The sequence below is a fragment of the Alphaproteobacteria bacterium genome (genome assembly GCA_040905865.1).
Classification (GTDB): domain Bacteria; phylum Pseudomonadota; class Alphaproteobacteria; order UBA8366.
In genome coordinates, this window is record JBBDQU010000074.1 from 11,441 (window position 1) to 30,476 (window position 19,036).

General features: G+C 58.3%; 15 protein-coding genes and 1 tRNA gene. 12 read left to right on the forward strand and 4 right to left on the reverse strand.

What is annotated here, in order from left to right:
* Window positions 1-16: 16 nt before the first annotated feature.
* From WD767_16645 to WD767_16665, 5 genes are all read left to right on the forward strand, one after another.
* Window positions 17-1,273, forward strand: a complete 1,257-nt coding sequence (locus WD767_16645) for a glycosyltransferase family 61 protein (GenBank protein ID MEX2617720.1) — start codon at window positions 17-19, stop codon at window positions 1,271-1,273.
* Window positions 1,270-3,243 (forward strand): glycosyltransferase family A protein, encoded by a 1,974-nt coding sequence (locus tag WD767_16650; protein MEX2617721.1) that lies wholly within the window; start codon window positions 1,270-1,272, stop codon window positions 3,241-3,243. Before WD767_16645 ends, WD767_16650 begins: the two co-directional genes overlap by 4 nt.
* A 70-nt stretch (window positions 3,244-3,313) precedes the next feature.
* Complete coding sequence (locus WD767_16655; protein ID MEX2617722.1) at window positions 3,314-4,201, forward strand: FkbM family methyltransferase; 888 nt, start codon at window positions 3,314-3,316, stop codon at window positions 4,199-4,201.
* 1 nt (window position 4,202) lies between these two features.
* Window positions 4,203-4,979, forward strand: coding sequence for a class I SAM-dependent methyltransferase (locus WD767_16660; protein MEX2617723.1), 777 nt, complete (start codon window positions 4,203-4,205; stop codon window positions 4,977-4,979).
* A gap of 518 nt (window positions 4,980-5,497) precedes the next feature.
* On the forward strand, window positions 5,498-6,598 hold the full coding sequence (locus WD767_16665; GenBank protein MEX2617724.1) for a hypothetical protein: 1,101 nt from the start codon (window positions 5,498-5,500) through the stop codon (window positions 6,596-6,598).
* 165 nt (window positions 6,599-6,763) lie between these two features.
* Here the strand turns inward: WD767_16665 and WD767_16670 are convergent, their stop codons facing one another.
* Together WD767_16670 and WD767_16675 are read right to left on the reverse strand one after the other, a co-directional pair.
* Window positions 6,764-7,684: a TauD/TfdA family dioxygenase gene (locus tag WD767_16670; protein MEX2617725.1), complete on the reverse strand. Its 921-nt coding sequence runs from the start codon at window positions 7,682-7,684 to the stop codon at window positions 6,764-6,766.
* A gap of 91 nt (window positions 7,685-7,775) precedes the next feature.
* Window positions 7,776-7,852 (reverse strand) — tRNA-His (locus tag WD767_16675).
* 138 nt (window positions 7,853-7,990) lie between these two features.
* Here WD767_16675 and WD767_16680 point away from each other — a divergent pair.
* From WD767_16680 to glnA, 3 genes are all read left to right on the forward strand, one after another.
* A complete protein-coding gene (locus tag WD767_16680) occupies window positions 7,991-9,163 on the forward strand; it encodes a pyridoxal phosphate-dependent aminotransferase (GenBank protein ID MEX2617726.1) in 1,173 nt (390 codons plus the stop codon).
* A gap of 225 nt (window positions 9,164-9,388) precedes the next feature.
* Complete coding sequence (locus WD767_16685) at window positions 9,389-9,727, forward strand: P-II family nitrogen regulator (GenBank protein ID MEX2617727.1); 339 nt, start codon at window positions 9,389-9,391, stop codon at window positions 9,725-9,727.
* Between the two features lie 83 nt (window positions 9,728-9,810).
* Window positions 9,811-11,220 carry a type I glutamate--ammonia ligase gene (glnA, locus tag WD767_16690; GenBank protein ID MEX2617728.1) on the forward strand — a complete coding sequence of 470 codons (1,410 nt, stop codon included), beginning with the start codon at window positions 9,811-9,813 and terminating at the stop codon, window positions 11,218-11,220.
* Between the two features lie 102 nt (window positions 11,221-11,322).
* Here glnA and WD767_16695 read toward each other — a convergent pair whose 3' ends face one another.
* Window positions 11,323-11,565: a hypothetical protein gene (locus WD767_16695; protein ID MEX2617729.1), complete on the reverse strand. Its 243-nt coding sequence runs from the start codon at window positions 11,563-11,565 to the stop codon at window positions 11,323-11,325.
* A 284-nt stretch (window positions 11,566-11,849) separates the two neighbouring features.
* On the opposite strand from WD767_16695, the gene WD767_16700 reads away from it, so the two are divergent.
* From WD767_16700 to WD767_16710, 3 genes are all read left to right on the forward strand, one after another.
* Window positions 11,850-12,254 carry a hypothetical protein gene (locus tag WD767_16700; GenBank protein ID MEX2617730.1) on the forward strand — a complete coding sequence of 135 codons (405 nt, stop codon included), beginning with the start codon at window positions 11,850-11,852 and terminating at the stop codon, window positions 12,252-12,254.
* Between the two features lie 112 nt (window positions 12,255-12,366).
* Window positions 12,367-14,358 (forward strand): DNA topoisomerase IV subunit B, encoded by a 1,992-nt coding sequence (gene parE / locus WD767_16705; protein MEX2617731.1) that lies wholly within the window; start codon window positions 12,367-12,369, stop codon window positions 14,356-14,358.
* 314 nt (window positions 14,359-14,672) lie between these two features.
* Entirely contained in the window at window positions 14,673-16,124 is a 1,452-nt protein-coding gene (locus WD767_16710) for a DEAD/DEAH box helicase (protein MEX2617732.1), read from the forward strand.
* Between the two features lie 72 nt (window positions 16,125-16,196).
* Here WD767_16710 and WD767_16715 read toward each other — a convergent pair whose 3' ends face one another.
* Window positions 16,197-17,405: a CoA transferase gene (locus tag WD767_16715; GenBank protein ID MEX2617733.1), complete on the reverse strand. Its 1,209-nt coding sequence runs from the start codon at window positions 17,403-17,405 to the stop codon at window positions 16,197-16,199.
* A gap of 580 nt (window positions 17,406-17,985) precedes the next feature.
* Here WD767_16715 and dctP point away from each other — a divergent pair.
* Entirely contained in the window at window positions 17,986-19,020 is a 1,035-nt protein-coding gene (gene dctP / locus WD767_16720) for a TRAP transporter substrate-binding protein DctP (protein ID MEX2617734.1), read from the forward strand.
* Window positions 19,021-19,036: the final 16 nt, after the last annotated feature.

The following is a 19,036-nucleotide window of genomic DNA, read 5'->3' on the forward strand; positions in this document are numbered from 1 at the left end:
CGAATTGAGGCTAGTAATGGCGAACATAACAGATTCCATCGACCGTCACGAACTCTCCGATACCTTCGCATACAAGACCCTGAGAAAGATCGGCGGCCGCATACGCCGCGGCCTGATGCACCTGCCGCCCCGACTGATGGCCGCCGGCCTCCCGCCATCCTGGGTCGGATACCGGTGGATGGCCGAGGAAAAGGTCGCCGCTTACTTTGCGCGCCACCGCAGGACCCTTGCGCCGGCCGAGTCCTACGAAACGATCCACCCGCGTGCCGTCGCCGCGAATCCTCTGCCGCTCAATGTCTTCGACCGGGAAACACTTCCGAAGGAACGAGGCTGGTGGGGATATTCGTTCTACGACGTTCCCGAACGGGTCAGCGATGAGACCTTCATCGCAACGGTAGCCGATTGCCGTATTTACTTCGCTTTCGATTCGAGAAAACAGTTTTATCCTTGCATCGTAACGAAAGACGACCGGGCGCTTTATCTAAGGGAAATCGCCTTCAAGCCGCACCACTTTCCCGTCGTCAGGGAGGCACGCCAACCCATTCGTATCCAACAAGCGACATGGATTCTCGAGCGCGTGTACCATAATCATTCGCATTGGCTGACGGCCCATCTCCCCAAACTGAACTTGCTTAAATCACGCCAGGCTCTCGAAAACGTGCTGCTGCCGCCGAGCCTCGGTGGCGCCATGGACGCGTCGCTGCGGCTGCTCGGCCTCGACCCCGCCGATTTTCAAACGTTCGATCCGACCCGCCCGATCGAAGTAAAAGAACTAACGGTCGTCGGCACGGACCGTTTCCGCCCGGAATTGCTGCGCCCGGTACGCGATACGCTTGCTATCGCGGGGACACGGCCGCCGGAGCGGCGCATCTTCATCAGCCGGGCCCGCTCTCACGGGCGGCAACTCGTCAACGAAGACGAAATTTGGCCGATTTTGCGGAATGCCGGCTTCGAACGTGTGTTCATGGAAGAACTCTCCTTCGAGGAACAGGTCCGTTTAATGGGAGAAACCGCTGTCCTCCTTGCCCCCCATGGCGCGGGCATGACCAATATGATGTTCTGTCCGGCGGGCGCGCAGGTTGTCGAAATCGCGGATCTCGGTTTTCCAAACCCGAACTTTTACGCCCTTGCCTCCGCCATGGGACACGGTTACCGGATCGTGCCGGCCCAGGCCTTGGGGGAGGTCCACCCGTTGCATAAGGACCTCGCGGTCAATCCATCGGCCGTTCGCGAGGCGATCGGACAAATCGAAGCAGCAAAGGCGGCGGAATGAGAGTTTCGGTCGTCATTCCCTGTCGCAACGGCGCGGACTTGATCGCTTCAACACTCGACTCGCTTTTTAACCAGACCCTCCTCCCATCCGAAACGATCCTGGTGGACAACGGTTCTACAGACGAGAGCGTGGCTATTGCCGAGACTTACGGCAAGCGCGTTTCCATTCTCTCCGAGCCTAGACCCGGCGCTTCGGTCACGCGGAATACGGGAGCGGCAGTCGCCACGGGCGATGCGATCATGTTCCTGGATGCCGACGATCTGCTCGGCCCGACGGCGCTTGAAAGCTTGGTTGCCGCTTTGGCCGACAATACCGGCAAGGTGGCCTGCTGTCCTTGGTATCGTTTCGAGCCGCACGGCAACTGTTGGTTCAGCGCGCCGCCGTCCTGCGCACCGCGCTGGCCCTGGCAAGACGACCTCGCCGCCTGGCTCACCGGCTGGTATCACCCGCCCTGCTCCGTGCTGTGGTCCCGCGAGGCCTACGAAAGAACCGACGGTTGGAGCGAGGACGTAAAAGTCAATACCGACGGCGACATCATGATGCGCGGCTTCATTCTCGGGAACCGGCTCGTGCGGACCCGCGCGGGTGCTGCGTACTACCGCCGGTTGCCGGCAGGGCAAGTCTCTCTCAGCGCAACGCGCAATACCGAGAAGGGTCTCGCGTCCCGTCTCCTGGTCCTGAAACGTGTCGGGGAAATGCTCGAAACCAGGAGCCGTCTTAACCGTTACCGCACTCCGCTCGGCATGGCGTTCGACGCCCTGGCTGCGGATAGTTCTGCTTACCCCGAGCTACAGCAAAAATGCCTAGCCGAGGCGAAACGGTGTTGTGGTCCACCCTCGTTGCGGCAGATGCGGCGTGTGCCCGCCGATGTGGCTTCGAAACTACGTTGGCGGGCCATTAGAGCACATGACTCCCTAGAACCCGAAATCGCACCGATTATGCCGGCCCGTGCCGAAGCACCGGCGGCGGACACCGTTTTCTCCACCGAACATACCGGCCCAAAACCGAAAGTCACCGTCATCATTCCAACCTTCGACCGGGCTCACATTTTGCCACGCGCCATCGATAGCGTTCTCGAGCAAAGCTTCGGGGATTTTGAGCTACTGGTAATCGACGACGCCTCACACGACGAGACGAAGGATGTCGTCGCCCAATATTCAGATCCGCGCCTGCAATACATAAAGCTCGAAAAAAATGGCGGTGTCGCGGCAGCCCGGAATTCGGGAATTCGTCGCGCACGCGGTGACTATATCGCCTTTCTCGACTCGGATGATGAATGGTTGTCCGAAAAACTGGCCCTGCAAGTCGGACTTCTCGATCGGCTGCCGAAGTCCACGGGACTCGTTTATTCCGCCATCGAAATTCTCGGCAGAGAAAGCGGCGTGGAGATTCTTGTTCCGGAAACACATGGCTACCCGCATCGCGCCCATCTATCCGGAACATTCATCGGCGCTGGGGGGTCCAACATCATGATACGCAAGGATGTAACCCGAATGATCGGTTTCTTCGACGAATCCTTGCCTGCTATTGAAGATTTCGACTTTTGTCTTCGAGTCGGGCGTTTCTTCCGGATCGAGTTCATAGACCAGCCGCTCGTACGCTATCACGACACCGTGCAGGAAAGCGACTGTCAAGCCGGCGATCAGCGGCGATCACGCAATTTTATGCGGAACTTTCAGGCTCGCCATGAGTTATTTAGAAGGAATCGTCATGAAATGCACGATTTGGGAGTCGAGCATTTATTCAGGCTTGAAACAGCGAAACGGCATTTAAATTGGCCTGAAGGAAACCATGCGATCGCCCGGCGAATGCTTCTACAGGGAATCCTGCGACAACCCGGCGAGCCCTCTCTCTATCCCTGGCTCGGCAAGTCTCTTTTGCCGGCGCGGCTTAGACCGTATGCCGGTGCCTTCGTGCGGCAGTTCCGCAATGCGTTCACGCCGGGCCCGCAGTTGAGCAAGAAATCATAAGCCGCAGCGCGCCGACGACCGGCACGATACTTAGCGGATGAAAAACTTAAATCGGTAACGGAGATATACCATGCACGACCTAACGCTCTCAATGCGAGCCGTGATGACGGCGCGCCGGATGGGTAAAAAATTTGCGAAGCGGATCGGCGGATATGTCGATTACGACTTACACCTTTATGAAGCAATCGAGAGCCTCCGCCAATGGTCCTCAAAGGATATCATTTTCGATGTAGGCGCCAATGACGGGCGGACGGTTTCCCGTCTTATGAACCACCTGCCATCACCGAAAATTTACGCTTTCGAGCCCGTGACCGAGACATACCGGTTGCTGGTTAAGGAAACATCGAAACTATCCAACGTCATCCCGATGAATCTCGCTCTGGGGACCGAGGTCGGCAAACAAATAATGTATCTAAACGATCAAAGCGTGCTCAGTTCCCTCTATCCTGAATGGTCGGATTACGACAAAACCGAAGAGATCGACATAACGACTGTCGATTCAATGGTAGATAAACTCGGCATTGACTCGATAGCCCTTCTGAAAATCGATGCGGAAGGACATGACTTCGATGTCGTGAAAGGCGCCGAGAACTCCATCCGTTCCGGAAGCATCAATATGATCCAGGTTGAAGCCGGTTTCGATGCACCGGGGTGGCGCAAAATGCCGTCCCTCTGGGACTTTCGAGACTACCTAGATTCCTTCGGCTATTACCTGCACGGAGTCTACAACCAATGCAAAGCGCCAATTTCGGCAGTCGATAACGACGGATTCGCCGACGCCGATAAACTAAATAAGAACATTCTTGTGTTTTGCGACGCTCTTTTTGTGCGACATGGAAATCCAAATAAATCGCTAAATCAATTATTAGGACTGTTGCCCGGACGAGAAAACACGCGTCAACAGCTACATAAACACGACGCAAATAAATTATCCGAGAAAGAAATAGAAGGAGGATGAGATGAATTTCGAAAAAATTCACGATCTTATCGGCCACATTCCCTTCATCACCGAGCAAAATGCACGTTACATTTACGAGCTCATCATTGAAAAGAAGATTCAGGACGTTCTTGAATTGGGGATCGGCCACGGGGCCGCCATCTGCTATATCGCAGCCGCCCTTGACGAATTGAAACGAGGCACGGTAACCGGCGTAGATTTGCTCGAGGCCGCGGATATGTTCATGCCTTCGGCTGAAGAACTCGTGCAGCAATTTGGCCTAGAACGTTATGTAGAAATTTACCGCATGGAGTCCGGCTACAACTGGTTCCTGCATGACAAGATCGCAAGTCAAACGAAGGATAATGCCTGCGAAGAGTGCTACGATCTATGCATCATCGACGGGCCGAAGAACTGGACGATCGATGGCGCGGCCTTTTTCATGGTGGACAAGCTTTTGCGCAAGGATGGCCGCCTTATCTTCGATGATTATGATTGGACTTACTCTCAAGCACATGAAACCCGTGACGCCACGGACGGCATAACGCACCGCGGGCTCTCGACAGAGGAGCTTACGACACCCCACATCAAGGAAGTCGTCGACCTTCTCGTTCTCCAACACCCGAACTACGGCAAGCTCACGATGTTGAACGGCACCGAATGGGTCATCGCTGAAAAGGTTGCCGCCCAAAGGAAAGTGGTGGAGTTGACCCGCTCCCTTACGTTGAAGGAATGTGTGCATCGACTCGTGATGCTTCTAAAAGAAACATCGTACCCGAAAGCTGTTCGCAAACCTTAGAATTCCTACCGCTTGCCTCGGCATTTCTCGCACCGACCGGCGAGATCGGCTTTATTTCCATCGGCGACGTGGTGAAAAACCGGCTTCAGGATCAAGGCCGAGGAAAATCAACTGCGCGAATACGTGACCGGCAGCAGCTATTAAAACCGTACACCGGTTCTTTCCGCGCAGACGATGGCTCCGGAGATTATCCTCGGATGCCGATAATCGCGGCCGGGCCATTCAGGGCCGTTCCCGTCGGCATGGTCCCGGATGATCGTCTCGCTCACAAAAACAAAACCGTTTTTCACACCCTCGGGAAGATAAAGAGCGGGCGTCCGACGGACGCTGACCGCTTCTCGTGTTTCGTTCTAAAAATTTTTCAACGGGGCGCGATACGGGAAATAAAACGGCTGGCATTGAAATACAGGCGGCCATAATTTATACATGATAATTCATAAAACGAATGACAACCGTCAAACACATAACAAACAAGGGGTGCTTCAATGTTCTTACCTAAACGGGAGGCAAACACGGCCGTGCGTTGCCTGAAATCGATTGGCGTCGTTGCGATGATCGCTTTTGCCGCAAGCGCGTTCCTCAATTCTTCTTCCGCTTTTGCGGTCGATTTTTCGGGAAAGAAAATCACCGCCCTCGTGCCGTTTAAGGAAGGCGGCGGCATGGATAACTTCACGCGCCTCTTCGCACCGTACTTTTCAAAATACCTTCCCGGCCAACCGACGATCCTCGTGCGCAACATGCCGGGCGGCGGCAGCATTCGCGCGAACAATTGGTTCCAGAGCAACGCCAAGCCCGACGGGTCGATCTATCTGGGCGTCGCGATCTCAAATCAGACGAATTTCGTGATGGGCGGCGACAAGGTCAAATACGATATGCGGCAATGGGAATATATCCTGAACTCACCGCAGGGATGGGTGGTGCTCGCGCGTCCGGAAACCGGGGTCAAAGGTAAGAACATCCACGACGATATTACCGCGCTTCGGAACATCCAAGTCATCGAGGGCACCAAAACGCCGGCCTCGAGCGGCTTGACCGATTTTCTCGCTTTCGAACTGCTCGGCATTAAGAACGTAAAACCGGTGTTCGGCCTGTCGACGGGCGGACGGCGCAAGGCGACCTTGCGCGGCGAGCTCAACGTCAATCACGAAACCGGCCTGGTCTATCAAAAACGCATTACGAAATACGTGAAAGCGGGCAAGCTCGTCCCCCTGATGACTCTGGGCTTCACCGATAAAAGCGGCAATATCGTGCGCGATCCGAGCTACCCCGATATACCGACCATCGTCGACGCCTATAAGGCCGTGAACGGCGGCAAGATGCCCTCGGGAATTCTGTGGGAGGCTTACAAGAACCTCTACACCATGGCGGCCATGGCGACGAACGGCTTCGCCCTGCCCCCGAAGACGCCGAAAGCGATCCTCGACGTTTACGTCGGGGCGGCGAAGAAGATCATGACGGACAAGGATTTCCTGAAAACGGCGGGCAAGACGTTCGGCAACTACCCGGTCTACTTCGGCGAAGACGCCAGGAAAAACTACATGGCCGCGATCGACATCTCGCCCGAGGTCAAGACGTTCCTGAAGGACTTCATTTCCAAGAAATACGGCACGAACATCTAGCAGGCTACTGAAAAACGCCTTGGGTGCCTTGCCTCGCCCTTCGAGACGCTCGCCCTCAGGGTGAGGCAGGCATTGAAACGATTGACCTCATGCTGAGGAGCGCAGCGTCTCGAAGCACGAGGTCAATCATGAAATCTCGTTTTTTAGCAGCCTGTTAGAGCAGAGTCACCGGCCGCGCGGGTGCGCTTCCGCGCGCGATCCCTTCGGATCGTAGAACGGCTTGGTGCCTGCCGTTTGCAGCCGGTGCATGATGCGCCGCGCGTTCGGATCGAACGGATCGCGGTGATGCATGGCGCAGCGGTTGTCCCAGATGACGATGTCGCCGACCCGCCACGCGTGATGCCAGCTGAACCGTTCGTGCTCGGTGTGCTCGAACAGGCGGTCCAACAACTCTTCGGACTCCGCCACCGAATAGCCGTTGATGTAGCCGAGCGGCCGGCGCCCCAGATAGAGCGCATTGTATTTCGTCTCGGGATGGGTGCGGATGATCGGATGGATCGGCCCCGGCGAACACGAAACATCCGTCACCGGCGGTGCATCCGACCGGATTTCCCCGGCGCTGGTACGGGTGTCGTCGCACTTGATGGTGCGGCCCTCGATCTTTTCCCGAAGCGCGCCCGGCAACTCGCCCAGCGCCGCGTACATGTTCAGGAACCCGGTATTGCCGCCCCAGGTATCGGGAATTTCCATCGCCATCAGGATGCTCGCGTCGTAGGGAATGGGCGAGAACGAGGCGTCCGTGTGCCAGATGCATTCACCGTCGCCCAGCACGCCGATCTTCTTGCCGTTCGCGTCCTTGACGTTGGAAACCACGCGAACCTCGGGACATTCCCGATGATCGGCTCCCTCGCGAATTCGTTCTTTGTAATAGGCCGTGGTGGCGCCGATCTGCGGCGTGCCGAAAATCTTGCCAAACTCAACGAACTCGGGATTGGTGAGGTGCTGGCCCCGGAACAACAGCACGATGTTATCGAGCCAGGCCTGGCGAACGGCCTTGCGGTCGTCCTCGTCCAGCAGGCGGACGTCGTCGCACTTGATCTCGGCCCCGAGGGCCCCCTCGATCGGGATAATTTCGAATTTGGTCATCGTTTTGGTCATCGTGAAGCCCGTTATTGTTGGTTGTTGAGCCGATTATAGAACCGGCCCCGGGCAAGATTCAATCGCAGCGCAAGGAAAATGGGGTGGCTGATGGGAATTGAACCCACGACCCCTAGATCCACAATCTAGTGCTCTAACCAACTGAGCTACAGCCACCACGAATGGGGCCTGATTTAGTCCCCTGCCCCCGGCGCGTCAAGCGCCGAGCGCGCCTCGTTTGCACGCGGATACTGGACAAACCGGCGCCGGTCGCGCATGAGTCTGCCCGGTATTTAATCAGCAGGGAAGATCGCCATGTTGCAGATGGCCGAAAGCATGAGCCGCCTCGGTACCGAATCCGCCTTCGAGGTCCTGGCCCGCGCCGCAAAACTGGAAGCCCAGGGCAAAAGCATCATCAATCTGGGCATCGGCCAGCCGGATTTCAAAACGCCGGACCACATTGTCGAGGCCGCCATCAAGGCGTTGCGCGACGGGCATCACGGCTATACGCCCGCCAACGGCATCCTGCCGCTGCGCGAAGCGGTCGCCGCCGATTTCGAGAAACGCAACGGCGTCGCGGTGAACCCGGACAATGTCGTCGTCGTGCCCGGCGGCAAGGTGACCATGTTTTTCAGCATCCTGATGTTCGGCGGGGCCGGGGTCGATATCCTGTACCCGGACCCCGGATTCCCGATCTACCGTTCGGTCATCGAATATTCCGGCGCGCGCGCCATTCCCATTCCGCTGCGCGAGGAAAACGAATTTTCGTTCAGCGCCGACGAACTGCTGTCGCTGATCACGCCGCGCACGAAGATGATCATCCTGAACAGCCCCGCCAATCCGACCGGCGGCGTGCTGGACACGGGCGAACTGGACAAGCTGGTTGCGGGGCTGGAAGCCCATCCGGACATCGTGATCCTGTCCGATGAAATCTACAGCCAGATGCTTTATGACGGCCGGCGGCATGTCAGCCTGATGACGTATGAATCGATCCGCGACCGGGTTATCCTGCTGGACGGCTGGTCGAAAACCTATGCCATGACCGGCTGGCGGCTGGGTTACGCCGTCTGGCCGACGGAGCTGGCAGAATCCGCCACGCGACTGGCGATCAACTGCCATTCCTGCGTCAACGCGCCCACCCAGTTCGCCGGGCTGGCGGCGCTGACCGGGCCGCAGGATGCCGTGCATGACATGGTAAAGGCATTCGACGAACGCCGGAAGATCATTGTCGAGGAACTGAACAACATTCCCGGATTCCATTGCGTGAATCCCGGCGGCGCCTTTTACGCCTTCCCGAATATCGGCGGCACGGGCCTCACGGCGCGCCAGGCGCAGGACGGGTTGCTGACCGAAACCGGCGTCGCCACGGTGGCCGGCACCAGCTTCGGCGAATACGGCGAAGGCTTCCTGAGATTTTCATACGCCAACAGCGTCGAAAATATCCGCGAGGCCCTGCAGCGTATCCGGGTCTGGCTCCAGGCGCGATAGAACGCCTAAAAATTAGGCTCCATAAAGATGAAAAAATAGGCTAATAATGTAGTCAGTCGGCAAAAAATTCGCAGCATGCGCTCCCGATCCCATGTAAACCGATGCAGAACCAAATTTTGGCGCGGTATCGGTCGGGTTGGCACAGGCTGTGCTTTATTAGGCGCGACATCATGCAGCGGGGGGATAGTCGCTGCCGGGAAATTCATTGAAGGAAACGATACGGAAATGAAGAAGATCGAAGCGATCATCAAGCCGTTCAAGCTCGACGAGGTGAAGGAAGCCCTCCAGGAGGTCGGTATCCAGGGTATCACGGTGACCGAGGCCAAGGGCTTTGGTCGGCAAAAGGGGCATACGGAACTGTATCGCGGCGCCGAATATGTCGTCGATTTCCTGCCGAAGGTGAAAATCGAGGTCGTCATCGACGACGCCCTGGCCGAGCGCGCCGTGGAAGCCATCCAGACGGCCGCCAAAACCGGCCGGATCGGCGACGGCAAGATTTTTGTTTCCACCGTAGAGGAAGCAATCCGCATTCGTACCGGCGAACGCGGCACGGACGCCGTCTGAGTCCGCCGCCACCCGGCAGTCAACGATAAAAAAACCCGTCAAGACCCGCAATTTCTGGAACCAAGGGAATAGGAAAGTCAATAATGTCCGATATTAAGAATGCCTTGAAAATGATCGAGGAAAACGACGTCGCTTTTGTGGACCTCCGTTTCACGGACCCGCGCGGCAAGTGGCAGCATCTTGGCATGTGCGCCCATGAAATGACCGAGGAAGCCTTCACCGATGGCGTCATGTTCGACGGTTCCTCCATCGCCGGCTGGCGCGCGATCAACGAGTCCGACATGACGCTGATCCCCGACGCATCCACCGCGGTCATGGATCCGTTCGCGGCGCAGCCGATGCTGATCGTTTATTGCGACATTTTCGAACCGCTCTCCGGCCAGCCCTATGACCGCGACCCGCGTTCCACCGCCCGCCGCGGCGAAGCCTACCTGAAATCCACCGGCATCGGCGACACCATCTATTTCGGCCCGGAAGCCGAATTCTTCATATTCGATGACGTGCGCTACAGCACGCAGCAGCACAGCATGTCCTACGCCATCGATTCCGAAGAAGGCCCCTACAATACGGGGAAAGTTTACGACGAAGGCAATACGGGCCATCGCCCGCGGGCCAAGGGCGGCTATTTCCCGGTACCGCCGGTCGACTCCGCGAACGACCTGCGCGCCGAGATGGTCACCGTGATGGCCGAGATGGGCCTGAAGATGGAAAAGCACCATCACGAAGTGGCGCCGTCGCAGCACGAACTGGGCCTGCGGTTCAACACGATGACGCGCGCTGCGGACGAAATCCAGATCTACAAATATGTCACCCACATGGTCGCGCATTCCTATGGCAAGACCGCAACCTTCATGCCCAAGCCGATCGTCGGCGACAACGGGTCCGGCATGCATTGCCACCAGTCGATCTGGAAGGACGGCAAGAACACGTTCGCCGGGTCGCAGTATGCCGACCTGTCGGAAACCTGTCTGCACTATATCGGCGGCATCATGAAACATGCCCGTGCGATCAACGCCTTCACCAACCCGACGACGAACAGCTACAAGCGCCTCGTCCCGCATTTCGAAGCGCCGGTCCTGCTGGCCTATTCCGCCCGTAACCGCTCCGCGTCCTGCCGTATCCCCTATGTCGCGAGCCCGAACGGCAAGCGCGTCGAGGTTCGGTTCCCGGATCCGTCCGCCAACCCGTATCTCGGCTTCACCGCGATGCTGATGGCCGGCCTCGACGGCATCCAGAACAAGATCAACCCGGGCGATCCGATGGACAAGGATCTGTATGACCTGCCGCCCGAAGAACTGGCCGATATCCCCACCGTCTGCCACTCGCTGCAGATGGCGCTGGAAGCCCTGAGTGCGGATCGCGAATTCCTGAAAAAGGGCGACGTGTTCACGGACGACCAGATCGACTCCTATATCGCCCTGAAGATGGAAGACGTTCAGCGTCTGGACATGACCCCGCATCCGGTCGAATTCGACATGTACTACTCCGTCTGATCGCGGACCGGATACCGTTTCGTAAAATCGGGAACACCCCCGACGGCATCGTCCGTCGGGGGTTTTTTCACGCCGTTCCATCCCGTTCGGTGCAGGGCCGCGTCAGGGTAGCGGCACCAGCATCTCCGCCCCGCCGTAACCATGCACCAGGTCGTGCGCCCGCACGGTCACCCGGTCGACCCCGGCCGGAACGGACACCCCTGGCGGCGACCGGGTAAACGGCTGCTCGTCCTCATGCGGATGCAGCAGGACACGGGTGCCCGGCACCGTGCCGTCCGGCGCCGCCACATCCCACTTGTCCGCATAATGCTTCCGGCGTTCACCGGCAACAGCGCGATCAGGCAACGGCCAGGTTCATGTAACGCGCCAGTCTCCCAAAGTCGCTTTCCACGATTTTACCGCCTCGCAGTCTCGGGAAGAGTTTCTCTTTCTACATCCAGGATAAGTAAATTAATCTCGTAGTATTAATATTTACAGATTAAACATGTGTAATAAATTTCCATTACCGGAGTTTAATTACACTTATGCTCTGTATATTTTTCCTATCTTTAAATAAAAATTTTTCTACGTTTTGTTTTGCTTCATGTATAATTTTTTAATATTATGTTTCTGAAATCAGGAACCATGTAATGCACAAACAAGCCACCGATCTGAAACATGTCATGGAAGACCTGATCGCGACGGAAATCCGCCGTCTCGTCGCGCAGGCCGATGTCTATGTTTTCGCGCTCTACGATCCGCGCGACCCGGACGGGGGTCCCGTCGATTTCCGCTGCTATCAGCGCGAGGAAGGCTCGCGCTCAATCAAGGTCGACGTCCAGTTCGATTTCGACGGCATCGGCGCCTGGTATATCTGCCGGCGGCATGGCGATACCTTCACGGTCCGGCATATCATGGCGCATATCCGCAACGGCCATTTCCGCGGCGGTTCGGTCACCAGTTTCGAAGGATACTGGGAGGAATTCCCGCAATTCGTGACCGAGGACCGCTGGGTCAAGACCTTTTGCCGCAAGGAACTCGCCAATAATCCATGATCCGCGCGGCGGCTTCACGGACTCCGGCGACCATCTACCATATATTGGCCTCATCGGCCGTTCAGCTACCCTATGAGCTTGCCTCCACAGGTTCAGAATCTATAATGGCAACATGGCAGACCTGTTCCAGAATACGGCAAGCAGCCGCAACACATCCTATTCGGCCAAGGATATCGAAGTCCTCGAAGGGCTGGAGCCGGTGCGCCGGCGGCCCGGCATGTATATCGGCGGCACGGATGAATCGGCGCTGCATCACCTCGCCGCCGAAGTCCTCGACAATGCGATGGACGAAGCCGTTGCCGGGCATGCCAGCCGCATCGACGTGACCCTGCTGGACGACGGTTCGCTTGCCGTCACCGATAACGGGCGCGGCATCCCGATCGACCCGCATCCGAAGTTCAGGGACAAATCGGCGCTGGAAGTCATCATGACCACGCTGCATTCCGGCGGCAAGTTTTCCGGCGACGCCTATCAGACGTCGGGCGGGTTGCACGGTGTCGGGATATCGGTGGTCAACGCCCTGTCGGACCGGCTCGATGTGGAAGTCGCGCGCGACCGCAAACTCTATGTCCAGTCCTTTTCACGGGGCGCGCCGACCGGCAGGCTGCGCGACGAAGGCGCCGTCCAGAACCGCCGCGGCACGACCGTCACCTTCCATCCGGACCCCGAAATATTCGGCGAAGCCGCGGGCTTCCGGGCCAGCCGGCTGTACCGCATGGCGCGGTCGAAAGCCTATCTGTTCCGCGGCGTTGAGATCCGCTGGACCTGCGATCCGAAACATTTGCGCGGCGACGACAAGACACCACCGACGGACATACTGCACTTTCCAGGCGGATTGTCTGATTTCCTGACCTCCACCGTCGCCGCGCGGCCGACCATGACCCCCACCGCCTTCACCGGCCGGGTCGCCGCCGATGACGAGGGCGGCAAGGTTGAATGGGCGATCTGCTGGCCGATGGACCAGGACGGCTTCGTTTCCTCGTATTGCAACACGGTTCCCACCCCGCAGGGCGGCAGCCACGAGGCGGGCTTCCGCACGGCGCTGGCCCGCAGCCTTCGCGCCTATGGTGAAATGACCGGCAACAAGAAGGCCGCGCGCATTACCGCCGAGGACATTATCGGCGGCGCCTGCGCCATGCTGTCGGTCTTCGTCCGGAATCCGCAATTCCAGGGCCAGACCAAGGAGAAGCTGTCCTCGCCGGAGGCCGCCCGGCTGGTCGAGGGCGCGGTCAAGGATCATTTCGACCTGTGGCTGGCGAACGATCCGGGCGCCGCAACCGACCTGCTGGAACACGTGCTGGAGCGCGCCGAGGACCGCCAAAGCCGCCGCGCCGCGAAGGACCTTGGCCGCAAATCCGCCACACGCAAATTGCGGCTGCCCGGCAAACTGACCGACTGCACCCGCAGCACGTCGGAAGGCACGGAAATCTTTCTGGTCGAAGGCGATTCCGCCGGCGGCTCGGCCAAACAGGCGCGAATCCGCGAAACCCAGGCGATCCTGCCGCTGCGAGGCAAGATCCTGAATGTCGCCAGCGCGACCGCCGACAAGCTGGCGGGCAATCAGGAACTGCGCGACCTGCTGCAGGCGCTGGGCTGCGGGTCACGGGGCGATTTCGACGTGGAGAAGCTGCGCTATGAGCGCGTGATCATCATGACCGACGCCGATGTCGACGGCGCCCATATCGCCGCCCTGCTGATGACTTTTTTCTACCGCGAACTGCCGGGATTGATCGAGAGCGGCCACCTGTTCCTCGCCCTGCCGCCGCTCTACCGTCTGACACAGGGAGCGACATCGCTCTATGCCCGCGACGACGCACACAAGGACGAGCTGATGGAATCCGGTTTCTCCGGCCGGGGCAAGATCGAGGTCAGCCGTTTCAAGGGGCTGGGCGAAATGCCGCCGGCGCAATTGCGCGAAACGACCATGGACCCGACGAAGCGCACCCTGCTGCAGGTCCAGGTACCGCGCAAACTGGACCCGGAACAGGCTGTCGCCGCCCGCGACACGGCAAAATTCGTCGAAGCCCTGATGGGCCGCAAACCGGAAAGCCGCTTCAACTATATCCAGCAGAATGCGCCTTTCGTGACGGATCTGGACGTTTGACGGTATTGCGTGCGAATGCCGCGGATCAGCCCCGCAGGGTATCGACAACCGTCACATCGGCGATGTCATTGAGATAGCGAATTTGGTGAGACCACAAAATTTCGTTGCATAAAAGTTCCGGGACCAGCAAAAGTGGTAATTGTGACGCCAAATCGGCATATCCCTTTAAATTTCGGCCTTTCGCACCATATTGAACGGAACGAAGCGGCGAATCGAGCGCATTTATGTTGACATGGAGGGGTAACCTCCTACGATCCCCCGCACATTAGACGATCCGGATGGATCGCCCATAACCATTACCAAATAAAGACTGTATGAAATTTTCCGACCTTGGACTTAGTGACGATATCCTGCGTGCGGTTGCGGATGCCGGATATGATACGCCGACGCCGATTCAGGCTCAGGCGATTCCTTATGTGCTGATGAACCGGGACCTGCTGGGCTGCGCCCAGACCGGCACCGGCAAGACGGCCTCCTTTACCCTTCCCATGATCGAGATACTGGCGGAGGGACGCGCCCGGGCGCGGATGCCGCGCTCGCTGATCCTGGAACCCACCCGCGAACTGGCGGCGCAGGTCGCCGAGCAGTTCGTGACCTATGGCAAGTATCACAAGCTGACGATGGCATTGCTGATCGGGGGCGTTTCCTTCGACGAACAGAACAAGGCGCTCGACCGGGGCGTCGATGTCCTTATCGCGACACCGGGCCGCCTGCTGGACCATGCAGAACGCGGCAAGATCCTGTTGCGCGACGTCAAGACCCTGGTGATCGACGAAGCCGACCGCATGCTCGACATGGGCTTCATGCCGGATGTGGAAAAAATCGTCGGGCTGCTGCCCAAGATCCGCCAGACACTGTTCTTCTCGGCAACGATGCCGAATGAAATCCGGCGGCTGTCGTCCAAGTTCCTGATGAATCCGAAGGAAGTATCCGTCGACCCGCCGGCCAGCGCGGCCCAGACCGTGCAACAGTCCGTCATCCGATGCCAGACGAAGGACAAACGCGATGTCCTGCGCAGCCTCATCAAATCCGAAGGCGCGGAAAGCGCCATCATTTTCTGCAATCGCAAACGTGACATCGGCGTGTTGCAGCGCTCGCTGCAGCGCCATGGGCTGAATGCCGGCGCCCTGCATGGCGATATGGACCAGTTCAGCCGCACGAAAACGCTGGCGCAGTTCAAAGGCGGCGAAATCACGTTTCTTGTATGTTCGGATGTCGCCGCCCGGGGACTCGACATTCCCTCCATGGGGCATGTCTTCAATTTCGATGTACCGACCCATGCGGAAGACTACATACACCGGATCGGCCGCACGGGGCGCGCCGGCCGGTCCGGCCGCGCCATCACGCTCGCGACGCGCGAAGACAACCGCTATCTCGATTCAATTCACAAGATGCTCGGCAAACCGATTCCGGTAATGGAACTCGGCAGCCGGGTCGCCGCGGAAACGACGGTCGATACGGCGGACGGGGAAGAAGAACTCCCGGAAATCGAAGAATCCGCAGAAGCCGTGGACACCACGGAAGCTGCGGAAGCAAGCGTCGAGACAAAACACGACGCGGAACTGCCGCCCGTCGGACAGCGCGGCCGTTCGCCGCGCAGACGGTCGCAGCCGCAGCGTAGCGCCCGTGACAGCAAGCCTGCGCAACGTACTCGGCATGGCCATGGCGGATCGGGCGATTACGGTGACGCAATGCCCGACGACAACCAGCCTTTCGGCAAGGGCGAACACGTTCCGGCGTTCCTGTTGCGCGAGCCGCCCCGCTAGATCAGATCAGATTCACGTGATTGCTGGGATCGATGCGTTGCCGCACCGATCCCGCCCGGACGCGGCGCCGCGTTACTTGCGGCGCTTTTCCACCAGAATCCCGTTTTCCGCCAGAGCGGCGATCTCGTCTTCGCTGTACCCGAATTCCGTCAGCACCTCGCGCCCATGTTCGCTGAACTTCGGCGGCGTTGACCGGATCGATCCCGGCGTCCGCGAGAACTTGATGGGAATGCCGGTATTCCGGTACCAGTCCAGCTTGGCGTCCATGCCGCGATGCTGGGTGTGCGGATGGTTCAGCATCTGCTCGGTGTTCAACACCGGCCCCGCGGGAACGCCGGCAGCCATCAGCGTGTTGCAGACATCTTCACCGTCCCAATCGGCAAAAATGCCTTCCAGGGTCTGCCGGAACGCTTCCTTGTTATTGATCCGGTCGGCATTGTTGGCGAAACGCGGATCGGTGGCGAGTTCCGGATGACCCAGCGCCTCGGCGAATTTCGCGAAGGCCCGGTTGTTGCCGCAGCCAACGAAGATATCGACCGTTTTGGTCGAGAACTTGTCATAGGGGCTGAGGTTCGGATGCGCGTTCCCCGTCGACCGGGGCACCTTGCCGGACAGCACATAATTGATGACATAGGGATGCATGAGCGCAACCGCGCTGTCATACAGGGTCATATCGATATACTGGCCCTTGCCGGACGACTCGCGTTCCAGCAGCGCCATCAGGATGCCGATTGCCGCATACAGCCCGGTGCCCATATCGACCATCGGGATACCGACACGGGTCGGCCCCGCCTCACTGCCTCCATTGACGCTGAACCAGCCGGCCATCGCCTGGATAATGGCGTCATACCCCGGCGCACCGCCCATCGGCCCTTCGCCGCCATATCCGCTGACCCGCAGGTGTACGAGGCGCGGAAAGCGCTTGCTCAGATAGTCGTGATAGCCGATCCCCCATTTTTCCAGCGAGCCCGGCTTGTAATTTTCGACGAGGACGTCCGCCCCTTCGAGCAGACGCATCAGCACGTCGCGGCCTTCCTGCTTCGACAGATCCAGGCCGATCGACCGCTTGTTGCGGTTCAGCCCGATGAAATACGAGGCGTCCTCATCATGGAACGGCGGCCCCCAATCGCGAACCTCGTCGCCCTGCGGCGGCTCCACCTTGATGACTTCCGCGCCATGATCGCCCAGGATCTGGGTACAATAGGGGCCGCCAAGGACGCGCGTCAGATCGACAATCCGTTTCCCGGCAAGAGCGCCGGCCGCAATTTTTGTGTCACTCATGAAATTCACTCTTTCCGTTTCCCGCAGGGCACAGCGATATCGCCACCGCAGCGAAGTCGCGGTTTCCTGTCAGGGCGCCAGGCGGGTCGTTACAGATTTACGGCGAAGAAATTCTCCGTTGTTCCTTGTAACAGGGTCGCCGCCACTCCGTCACCAATATCCTCAACGCTTCGGTTCGCCAACGGATAACATCATACCAGCCGTTTACCATTCTGAACGTTTCCCGCCGTGTTTGCCTGCGGACTCGCGCCGGTCATGGCCTCGCAAAACCATGCCCAGTGGTGTTGATTCGTTTATCTCTTCCTTTCAGGGGTAATCTCGGCATAGCATCTCAGCGACAGCACGCGATGGTAGTTTGGTGCGCATCTTATGATAAGCATCGATGCTTCGTTTCACCCCTTTAGCCTTATAAAATCCTGCTGTTAGCCATCGTTGATTGCCCGTTTTTCCGCTTCCCGAGTCCGTATGGTGTTGCCGTTGCGTCGCTTTGACGGCGACAAAAACGCATGATACAAGAATTCTGAAAGCTGCCGCACAAGAGCAGTGAATGAACGATCTAACAAACAGGGAGTGTCAGAATATGGAAATTTTCCGTAAGAATACTGTTGCGTCCATCGCTGCCATAGGGATGGTCGCCGCCGGGATAGGCGCGGCATCCGAAGTATCCGCCCAGACGATCTGGAACCATAATGTGTTCGGCGGCAAGCGTGCATTGACCGTAGGCCTTGAAGTCATGAAGGAGGAACTCGAAAAAGCCGGCGGCGGCGATTTCGAACTCAAGCTTCATTACGCCAGCGCACTTGGCCCGCCAAAGCAAATTCCCGAGAACATCAAGATCGGCGCCGTTGAATCCGGAATGAACTGCGCCGGGTACTATCCCAACAAATTTCCGCTGTTGACTGTCATGGAGCTCCCGTTCCTCGCGCCAGCGGATACTCGCCAGAGCGCCCTCGTCCAGAAAGAGATAATGGAGCACCCGCTGATCGTCGCAGAGCTCAAGGATCGCTGGAACGCGAAGTATTTCTCGCCGAACTTCCTGCCCCCGTACGAATTCATGGGAAACAAGCGGATCGAAACGACCGCCGACATGAAGGGCGTAAAGATGCGTATCTCCGGGCTGAACGCAACGGCGCTAGAGGTATTCGGGGCCGTGCCGACCATGGTGACCGCGCCGGAAGGCTATACCGCCCTTGACCGTGGCACGATCGACAGCTTCGGTTTCCCGTATACATATGCATTCGGGGCATACAAGCTCTACGAAGTGTCAAAATACACGACTGAAGGCCTCGCCTTGAGCGGCTTCATGTGTTTCAACTCAGTTAACCTGGACACTTGGAACGCAACCCCGGAAAAAGTCCGAAACGCCTTGCCGGCAGCGCATGACCTCGCCACCGAAGGAATGATCCAGGCCTATGCGGAAGCGGACAAAAAGTGGCGGCCGGTCTTTAGCGAGAGGCTTGAAATCGTGGCCATCGACCCGAAAGTCCGGGCGGAACTGGCCAAGGGCGCAAATAAAATCTGGGAACAGTGGGTTGCCGACCAGGAAGCGGAGGGTCGTCCGGGCCGAGAAATGCTCGATTTCGCAAAGGCTACCGTCGCCAAACACTCGAAATAATCCACACGACGACACT

Bases quoted from the DNA above. Each gene is read 5' to 3' on its own strand.
- WD767_16700 (MEX2617730.1), top strand. From the start codon at position 11,850: ATGCACAAACAAGCCACCGATCTGAAACATGTCATGGAAGACCTGATC.
- parE (MEX2617731.1), top strand. From the start codon at position 12,367: ATGGCAGACCTGTTCCAGAATACGGCAAGCAGCCGCAACACATCCTAT.
- WD767_16715 (MEX2617733.1), bottom strand. From the start codon at position 17,405: ATGAGTGACACAAAAATTGCGGCCGGCGCTCTTGCCGGGAAACGGATT.
- WD767_16655 (MEX2617722.1), top strand. From the start codon at position 3,314: ATGCACGACCTAACGCTCTCAATGCGAGCCGTGATGACGGCGCGCCGG.
- dctP (MEX2617734.1), top strand. From the start codon at position 17,986: ATGGAAATTTTCCGTAAGAATACTGTTGCGTCCATCGCTGCCATAGGG.
- WD767_16670 (MEX2617725.1), bottom strand. From the start codon at position 7,684: ATGACCAAATTCGAAATTATCCCGATCGAGGGGGCCCTCGGGGCCGAG.
- WD767_16685 (MEX2617727.1), top strand. From the start codon at position 9,389: ATGAAGAAGATCGAAGCGATCATCAAGCCGTTCAAGCTCGACGAGGTG.
- WD767_16660 (MEX2617723.1), top strand. From the start codon at position 4,203: ATGAATTTCGAAAAAATTCACGATCTTATCGGCCACATTCCCTTCATC.
- WD767_16650 (MEX2617721.1), top strand. From the start codon at position 1,270: ATGAGAGTTTCGGTCGTCATTCCCTGTCGCAACGGCGCGGACTTGATC.
- glnA (MEX2617728.1), top strand. From the start codon at position 9,811: ATGTCCGATATTAAGAATGCCTTGAAAATGATCGAGGAAAACGACGTC.
- WD767_16710 (MEX2617732.1), top strand. From the start codon at position 14,673: ATGAAATTTTCCGACCTTGGACTTAGTGACGATATCCTGCGTGCGGTT.
- WD767_16680 (MEX2617726.1), top strand. From the start codon at position 7,991: ATGTTGCAGATGGCCGAAAGCATGAGCCGCCTCGGTACCGAATCCGCC.
- WD767_16645 (MEX2617720.1), top strand. From the start codon at position 17: ATGGCGAACATAACAGATTCCATCGACCGTCACGAACTCTCCGATACC.